Annotated in this window: 8 protein-coding genes; all 8 read left to right on the top strand. The window is 71.2% G+C overall.

All coding sequences use genetic code 11. From position 1 onward, the window contains the following. A partial coding sequence (locus HY703_01670; GenBank protein MBI4543887.1) for an SDR family oxidoreductase occupies positions 1-439 on the top strand: 439 nt, incomplete at its 5' end. Then, positions 430-1,794 carry an HD domain-containing protein gene (locus HY703_01665; GenBank protein ID MBI4543886.1) on the top strand — a complete coding sequence of 455 codons (1,365 nt, stop codon included), beginning with the start codon at positions 430-432 and terminating at the stop codon, positions 1,792-1,794. The genes HY703_01670 and HY703_01665, both read left to right, overlap by 10 nt. Beyond that, on the top strand, positions 1,791-2,510 hold the full coding sequence (locus HY703_01660) for a ZIP family metal transporter (protein ID MBI4543885.1): 720 nt from the start codon (positions 1,791-1,793) through the stop codon (positions 2,508-2,510). Before HY703_01665 ends, HY703_01660 begins: the two co-directional genes overlap by 4 nt. Next, on the top strand, positions 2,507-3,979 hold the full coding sequence (locus HY703_01655) for a replication-associated recombination protein A (protein MBI4543884.1): 1,473 nt from the start codon (positions 2,507-2,509) through the stop codon (positions 3,977-3,979). Before HY703_01660 ends, HY703_01655 begins: the two co-directional genes overlap by 4 nt. A gap of 126 nt (positions 3,980-4,105) precedes the next feature. Then, positions 4,106-4,513: an LEA type 2 family protein gene (locus HY703_01650; GenBank protein ID MBI4543883.1), complete on the top strand. Its 408-nt coding sequence runs from the start codon at positions 4,106-4,108 to the stop codon at positions 4,511-4,513. Between the two features lie 158 nt (positions 4,514-4,671). Beyond that, positions 4,672-5,898: a GTPase HflX gene (gene hflX, locus HY703_01645; protein ID MBI4543882.1), complete on the top strand. Its 1,227-nt coding sequence runs from the start codon at positions 4,672-4,674 to the stop codon at positions 5,896-5,898. Continuing rightward, on the top strand, positions 5,895-6,758 hold the full coding sequence (locus HY703_01640; protein ID MBI4543881.1) for a DUF2520 domain-containing protein: 864 nt from the start codon (positions 5,895-5,897) through the stop codon (positions 6,756-6,758). The genes hflX and HY703_01640 overlap by 4 nt, the downstream gene beginning before the upstream one ends. Beyond that, positions 6,755-7,558, top strand: a complete 804-nt coding sequence (locus HY703_01635; GenBank protein MBI4543880.1) for a pyridoxine 5'-phosphate synthase — start codon at positions 6,755-6,757, stop codon at positions 7,556-7,558. The genes HY703_01640 and HY703_01635 overlap by 4 nt, the downstream gene beginning before the upstream one ends. The last annotated feature ends 120 nt before the right edge of the window (positions 7,559-7,678 follow it).

Here is a 7,678-nt window from a genome sequence, read left to right as displayed (position 1 = left end):
GGCGGCACAGTGGCGGCGCACCCTGGCCGTGAACCTGGATGCCATCTTCTACACGACCCGGGCGGCCACTCGGCTGCTGGCGGATGGCGGGCGCGTTGTACTGGTCAGCTCGACGGCCGGGCAACGAGGCGAGGCGGGGCACGCGGACTACGCGGCAACCAAGGGTGCGATCATCTCGCTGGTGAAGGGCGTGGCCGTCGAACTGGCGCCCCGCGGCATCACGGTGAACTGCGTGGCGCCGGGGTGGATCGATACCGAAATGGCGGCCCTGCCCTACGCCGGCGGCGGCCGGGCCCGCATCGAGGCGGGCATCCCGCTGGGGCGAGTGGCCAGTGCGGACGACGTCGCCGGCCCTATCCTCTTCCTTTGCTCCGACCTGGCTCGCCACATTACGGGCGAGGTACTGAACGTGAACGGCGGCGCTGTGCTTTGCGGTTAGCCCAGACGCTGGATCTCCACCCCCCGGCGGCGGTACGGGAGATCGCTCGGCGCCTGGAGGAGGCCGGGTTCGAAACCTGGGCGGTGGGCGGCGCGGTACGCGATGCGGCGCTCGGCCGCCCGGCTGGCGACTGGGACCTGGCCACACTCGCCCGGCCGCAGGAGGTGCGGCGGCTGTTCCGCCGCACCGTGCCCATCGGCATCGAGCACGGGACCGTGGGCGTGCTGGCTCGGGACGGCCTGCTCTACGAGGTCACGACGTTCCGGCGCGACATCGAGACCTTCGGCCGCCACGCCGTGGTCGAGTTCGCGGACAGTATCGAGGAGGACCTGGCCCGCCGCGACTTCACCCTCAACGCTCTGGCCTGGCACCCCTTGACCGGCGAGTTGCGCGACCCATTCGGCGGCTGGGGCGACCTGCGGAGTCGCCTGCTGCGCACTGTTGGCGACCCCGCGGACCGCTTTGCCGAGGACTACCTGCGCGTGCTGCGCGCCCTCCGCTTTGCCGGCCATTTCCTGCTCGAGATCGAGCCCGCCACCTGGGGCGCGCTGACGGCGGCAACGCCGCAGCTCGAGCGGCTCTCGGCCGAGCGCGTGCGCGAGGAGTTGTGGAAGATCCTGACCAAGACGCGGCGCGCCTCGGCCGCCCTCTCGCTGTATGCGGCCGCCGGCGTGCTGCCCCTGCTCTATGCCGAGCTCGAGGCGCTGGTCGGCCTCGATCCGGACGCGGGCCATGCCCACGACGCCTGGACGGAGAGCGTGCTGGCGGTGGACGCCGTCTCGCCGGCCCGCCCGCTGGTGCGGATGGCGGCACTGCTCCACGCCCTGGGCAAGCCCGTGGCGCGGACGCGCGACCTGCGCGGCGGCTGGCGCTTCACGGGGCACGAGGCGCTGGGTGGGCGCCTGGCGGAGCAGCTCCTGCGTCGTCTCAAGGCCTCCAATGCGGACACGGATCGCGTGTCGCGACTGGTCCGCCAGCAGTCCGATCTGTTCCCCCCCGATGCGCCGCCTGCCGGCATCCGCCGCTGGCTGCTGCACGTGCCGCCGGAGCTGGTGAACGACCTGTTCCGCCTGCGCTTCGGGTTGTGGCGGGCCAATGCCGCGCACGCCGGCCGCCGGCCGGACGACCTGCTCGAGCGCTGGCGAAAGGCGCGCGGCGTGCTGCAGCAGCATCCGCCCCTCACGCTCAGTGAGCTGGCCCTGGGCGGGCAGGACCTGAAGGCGTTGGGCCTGGAGCCCGGGCCCCAGTTCCGTGAGATCCTGCAGGCGCTGCTCGAGCGCGTGGTGGAGAAGCCGGAGCTCAACACGCGGGAGGCGCTGCTCGAGCTGGTCCGGCAGGAGTGGCCGCTGTCATGATCGCGGTGCTCTATGCCGCTGTGGCAGGCGTTGCCGACGTGATCGGCGGCTGGATCGTGGCCGCCGGCGGCCGGCGCACGCCGCTCATGCTGCACGTGCTCACGGCGTTCGGCGCCGGCTTCATGCTGGCCGTGGCCGTGCTGGAAATGCTGCCCGCCGCCATGGCGCACGGCGGCGGCCTCACGGCTGTGCTGGCCGGCTACCTGGCGGTGCACCTCACGCAGCACACGCTGACGCCGCACTTCCATTTCGGTGAGGAGACTCACAAGGAGGCCATGGTCTCGCGCGGCATCGGCGTCTGGGCGCTGATCGGGCTGCTGCCCCATTCCTTCTTTGATGGGGTGGCGATCAGCGGCGGGTTCGCGGTGACGGCAGACTTGGGGCTCCTCATCTTCGGCGCGGTACTGCTGCACAAGGTGCCCACGGGCATGTCGCTGGCCAGCGTCATGATGGTCAGTGGCAGCTCCGCGGCCCAGGCACTGGGCGGGGTCGCGCTGATCGGCGCTGCCACCGTGCTGGGCGCGCTCACCACCCCCGCCCTGGACGTGCTGGCCAACTACGGGCTGGGGCTGGCGGCCGGCGTCACGATCTACGTGGCGGCCTCGAACCTGATCCCCGAGTCGCAGCGCCAGCCGGGGTGGTTCGTCCCGGGCGCCGTGTTCCTGGGCGTCGTCATCTTCTACCTGGCCCGGCTGCTGCTGCCGGCGGGCGTATGAGCGAGCTGAGCCTTTTCCCGGATGCAGCGGGCGGCGGGCGCGCGCCAGCCTTTGAGGAGGGGCCGCTGGCTCCGCTCGCGGCGCGCATGCGGCCGCGCACGCTGGACGAGTTCGCGGGCCAGGAGCACGTGCTGGGGCCGGGCAAGGCGCTGCGCGAGCTGATCGAGCAGGACGAGCCGGGCAGCCTGATCCTGTGGGGCCCGCCGGGCAGCGGGAAGACAACGCTGGCCCGTATCATCGCGGAGCGCACGCAGGCGGAATTCGTGCGCTTCAGTGCGGTGACGGAGGGGGTGCCGCGGGTGCGCGAGATCATCCGCGAGGCCGCCACACGGCTGCAGGCGACAGGGCGGCGGACCATCCTCTTCTGCGACGAGATCCACCGCTTCAACAAGGCCCAGCAGGACGCTTTCCTGCCGCACGTCGAAGCGGGAACCGTCTCGCTGATCGGGGCGACGACGGAGAACCCGTCCTTCGAGGTGATCGGCGCTCTGCTCAGCCGTGTGCGCGTCTTCGTGCTGCAGCCCCTCGAGCCCCAGCACCTGGAGAGCATTCTGCGCCGCGCCCTCGCCGACGCTCAGCGCGGCCTGGGCGGGCGGCAGCTCGAGTTGGAGAGCGATGCCCTGGCGCTGCTGGCGCGGCAGGCGGACGGCGATGCGCGCCGGGCACTGAACGCGCTCGAGGCCGCCGCCGCGCTGGTGGGTACGGGCGGCCGGATCACCGCGGCGGCGGCGGCCGAGGCGTTGCAGCGTCGACTGCCGCGCTACGACAAGGGGGGCGAGGAGCATTACAACCTGATCTCGGCACTGCACAAGGCGGTGCGGGGTAGCGATCCGCAGGGCGCGCTGTACTGGCTGGCGCGCATGCTGGATGCGGGTGAGGATCCGCTCTACATCTCGCGCCGGCTGGTGCGCATGGCAGTGGAGGACATTGGGCTGGCGGACCCGCAGGCGCTGGCCGTCGCGCTGGCTTGCCGGGACGCCTACCATTTCCTGGGCTCGCCGGAGGGCGAGCTGGCGCTGGCCGAGGCGGCAGTATACCTGGCGACGGCACCGAAATCGAACCGCGTGTACGAGGCCATGAGCCGGGCGATGGAGGCGGCCCGCGAAACGCCCGCCGAGCCCGTGCCGCTGCACGTGCGCAACGCGCCCACGCGGCTGATGAAGGAATTGGGATACGGCCGCGGGTACCGTTACGCTTTCGACGCCGAGGAGCACTACTTGCCTCAGGAGTACCTGCCCGAGCGGCTGAGCGGGCGGACGTTTTACGAGCCCAGCCGCTTCGGCTACGAGCAGCGGATCGCGCGGCGGCTGGCCTGGTGGCGCGAGCTGCAGGAGCGGGCTTCCGCCGGCCATGCTGGCCCCGAGCTGGCGGATCGCGATGCCGGCGGCTCGGCGAATCCGTCGGCGGCGGCGCCGGACAGGGGTCCGGGTGCGCCGCCCAAGCCGCAGCCGGGACGCGAACAGGAGTGATTGAGGGGCATGAGAGCGGAGCTTGAAATTGGGGGCGCCGGGCGGCCGGCCCTGGCTTGCCGTCGCGCGCGGCTGGCGGCCGGCGCGGCCGCTGCCGGCGCGCTGCTGGCGGCTTGCAGTCTCAGTATGAGGGCGCCCGAGGTGCACATGGCGGGCGTTCGCCTGGGAGGCATCGGCCTCGAGGGTGGGCTGCTCTACGTCGAGCTCCAGGTGATCAACCCGAACCGGTTTTCCCTGGAGACGGCCGGCCTGACGTACGACCTGGAGTTCAGCGATCCGGGCGGCCGGGACGGCTGGGTAGACTTCGCTGCGGGCTCGTTCCCTGAGGAAGTGAAGGTCGAGAGTCACGACAGCGCGATGGTCGCGATTCCCGTGCGTTTCACTTACAGCGGCGTGGGCGGCGCGATCCGGTCCATCATCGAGACGGGCACGTTCGACTACCGCGTACGCGGCGTGGTCACGATCAAGAAGCCGGTGCGCAGCGAGGTGCCGTACCGGCGGCAGGGGACAGTGTCGCTGGCGGGGGTGCGGTAACCGATGGGGGCGCGAACCCGCCCGCTCCGGGTGGGGTAAAGGACGGGAGCTTCATCCGCTCACCAGTTCCGGAAAACCAGGAGTTAGTCATAGTCCAACCCATTTCTCTGGAAGCGCGGCCGGAACGCGCCGTCCTGGTGGCGGCGCCCACCAAGGACATGGCGCTGGCTGCGGCCGAGGAGCACCTCACCGAGCTGGCCAGGCTGGCGGACACTGCGGGCGCGCAGGTGGCTCTAACGCTCCGGCAGCGGCTGGATGCACCCCACCCCAAGTACTACATCGGCGAAGGCAAGGCGCAGGAGCTGAAGGGCAGGCTCGAGTACGCGGCGGCGGAGCTCGTCATTTTTGACGAGGAGCTAGCGCCGGCGCAGGGGAAGAATCTTGAGGACTTCCTGGGCGTGCGGGTCATGGATCGGACGGAATTGATCCTGGACATTTTTGCCACGCGCGCGCGCACGGCCGAAGCCCAGATGCAGGTTTCGCTGGCGCAGCTCGAGTACCTGCTGCCCCGGCTCAAGCGCATGTGGACGCACCTCTCGCGCATTCGCGGCGGCATCGGGCTGCGGGGCCCGGGCGAGACCCAGCTCGAGACGGACCGTCGGATCATCAAGCGGCGGATCCGTGATCTCCGGCAGAAGCTGGACATGGTGGGCCGCCGCCGCGCCACGCAGCGCAAGGCGCGCTCGCGCGAGTTCACGGCGGCGCTCGTCGGCTACACGAATGCGGGCAAGTCGTCGGTCCTGCGGGCACTCTCCGGGGCCGAGCTCTTTATCGAAGACCGGCTCTTCGCCACGCTGGATCCGGCGACGCGGGCGGTCGATGTAGGCGGCGCCCGAGCGCTGGTCACCGACACGGTCGGCTTCATTCGCAAGCTGCCGCACCACCTGGTGGCCTCCTTCCGCGCCTCGCTCGAAGAGTCGATGCAGGCGGACCTGCTGCTGCACGTGATTGATGCCTCGCACCCCGTCTGGGAGGAGCAGAAGCAGGTTGTCGAGGAGGTGCTGGAGGCCTTCGGCCTGCGCAACCGGCGCATGGCCCTGGTCTTCAACAAGGTGGACCGGCTGACGCACGCGGAGGAGGCGGCGTTCCGCGAGCGGGTGGCTGCGCTGCATCCGGAGCCGAGCGTGTTCGCCTCAGCGGTCGAGCCCGGCGGCGTAGAGGAGCTGCGGCAACAGCTCCGCATCGAGCTCTGTAGCGAGCGCCCGCAGGTGCGCGTGCTTATTCCCTCCGCGGACGGCGAGGCGCTGGCCGCGGTGTACCGGGAAGGGGAGGTGCTGCGGCGCGAAGAGCACGGCGCCACGGTTGACCTGCTGGCCCGCCTGCCTAACCCGGCGCTGCGGCGGCTGGAACGCCGGAGCGGAGTGCAGATTATCGGCGTGGCGTGAGCGAGCATCTGGTCATTGTCGGCCCGGGTCGTATGGGACTGGCCCTGGGCGCCGCGCTGGTCCGCTCGGATGCGGTTGAACGACTGATCTTTTACGGGCGGGACCTGGAGCCGCCGCCGCACCCGCTCTTCGAGGGCACGGCCGAGTACCGCCCGGGGCTGCAGCTCGTACCTGCCGGCACGAACGCCGTGATTCTGGCCGTGCCGGACGACGCCCTTGCCGAAGTGGCCTACGATCTGGCGCAGATCGGCCCTGCGCCCGATGGCTGCGCCGCGCTGCACCTGGCCGGCGCCCTCTCGACAGACGTGCTGGCACCGCTGCATCGCGTGGGGTATGCCATCGGCTCACTGCACCCCCTCCAGACTATTGCCGACCGCTGGTCGACCGGCGACCCGCTGGTTGGCGCTGCCTTCGCCCTGGCCGGTGACCCGGTCAGCCTGGCGGCCGCCCGCCGGCTGGTGACGGCACTCGAGGGGAACGCGCTGCTCATCCCGCCCATGCTGCGGCCGGTGTATCACGCGGCGGCCGTCTTTGCTTCCAACTACCTGGTCAGCCTGACGGCGACGGCGGCCGGGCTGCTCGAGCGGGCGGGGGTCGAGCCGGGGGAGGCGTTGCCTTGTCTTCTCCCGCTGCTCCGCGGCTCGCTCGACAGCCTCGAGCGACTGGGCCTAGCCGCCGCGCTGACGGGGCCGATCGCGCGCGGCGATACTGATACGGTGCGGCTGCACCTGGCGCGGTTGTCGGCCGAAGAGCGGGGCTTATATTGCGCGCTCGGCCGTGCCACGCTGCGGCTGGCCCGCGCTGCGGGGCTCGATGCGACACGCGCCGCAGAGCTGGAATCCTTGCTGGCAGGCGAATGATGCGGCTGCACGTCAACATCGACCATGTGGCGACGGTCCGGCAGGCGAGGCGCACGGACGAGCCGGACCCGGTGCGCATCGCCGTGCTGGCAGAGCTGGGTGGGGCAGACGGTATCACGGTGCACGTCCGCGAGGACCGACGCCACATCCAGGAGCGGGACCTGCGGCACCTCATGGCCACGGTCCGGACGGGCGTGAACCTGGAACTGGCCGCGGCCAGCGATGTGGTGGCGCTGGCCCTCGAGCTGCGGCCCATGGAGGCGACGCTGGTGCCCGAGCGGCGTGCCGAAGTGACAACGGAGGGGGGACTGGCGCTTCAGGACGTGGAGCAGCGGCGCCGGGTTGCCGAGGCGGTCGCGCAGCTCTCGGCCGCCGGGATCCGGACCTCGCTCTTCATCGATCCCGATGCCGAGGCGCTGCGGGCCGCCGCCGCCGCAGGTGCGCAGGCGGTGGAGCTGCACACGGGTGAGTACGCGCTCCGTTTCCGCCCGGCTTCCGGCGCGGCGGAGTCCCCTCGTGCTGCTGCCAGCGCCGCCGCATCGGCCGGGGCGGCGGAAGAGCTCGGCCGGCTGCGGCGGGCGGCCGCACTGGGCCGTTCGCTGGGGCTGGACGTGCATGCGGGACACGGGCTGACGTACGAAAATGTCGCAGGCGTCGCACGCATCACGGAGATCGAAGAGCTGAACATAGGACACAGCATCGTCAGTCGCGCGCTCTTCGTGGGCATGGAGAGCGCCGTGCGGGAAATGCAGGAACTGATCTGGCGGGCCCGTTCCTCGGGCCCGCTTGCGGGTCCGTAGCCGTGCCGACCGTGCGCGAATTCTTCCTCGCGGAAGCCAACAACGCCGTCCAGCGATTGTCTGTGCTGCTGCAGGCCGCGGACGGCGCTCCCGGCGATGCCGGTGAGCTGCACCGCCTCT

The sequence above is a fragment of the Gemmatimonadota bacterium genome, assembly GCA_016209965.1.
GTDB lineage: Bacteria > Gemmatimonadota > Gemmatimonadetes > Longimicrobiales > RSA9 > JACQVE01.
The sequence above is the reverse complement of the archived record's forward strand: the minus strand, read 5'-3'. Positions and strand labels throughout refer to the sequence as shown.

What these genes read in the sequence shown, in the direction of transcription:
- HY703_01650 (MBI4543883.1), top strand. Translation starts at nt 4,106, where the DNA reads ATGAGGGCGCCCGAGGTGCACATGGCGGGCGTTCGCCTGGGAGGCATC.
- HY703_01635 (MBI4543880.1), top strand. Translation starts at nt 6,755, where the DNA reads ATGATGCGGCTGCACGTCAACATCGACCATGTGGCGACGGTCCGGCAG.
- HY703_01655 (MBI4543884.1), top strand. Translation starts at nt 2,507, where the DNA reads ATGAGCGAGCTGAGCCTTTTCCCGGATGCAGCGGGCGGCGGGCGCGCG.
- hflX (MBI4543882.1), top strand. Translation starts at nt 4,672, where the DNA reads ATGGCGCTGGCTGCGGCCGAGGAGCACCTCACCGAGCTGGCCAGGCTG.
- HY703_01660 (MBI4543885.1), top strand. Translation starts at nt 1,791, where the DNA reads ATGATCGCGGTGCTCTATGCCGCTGTGGCAGGCGTTGCCGACGTGATC.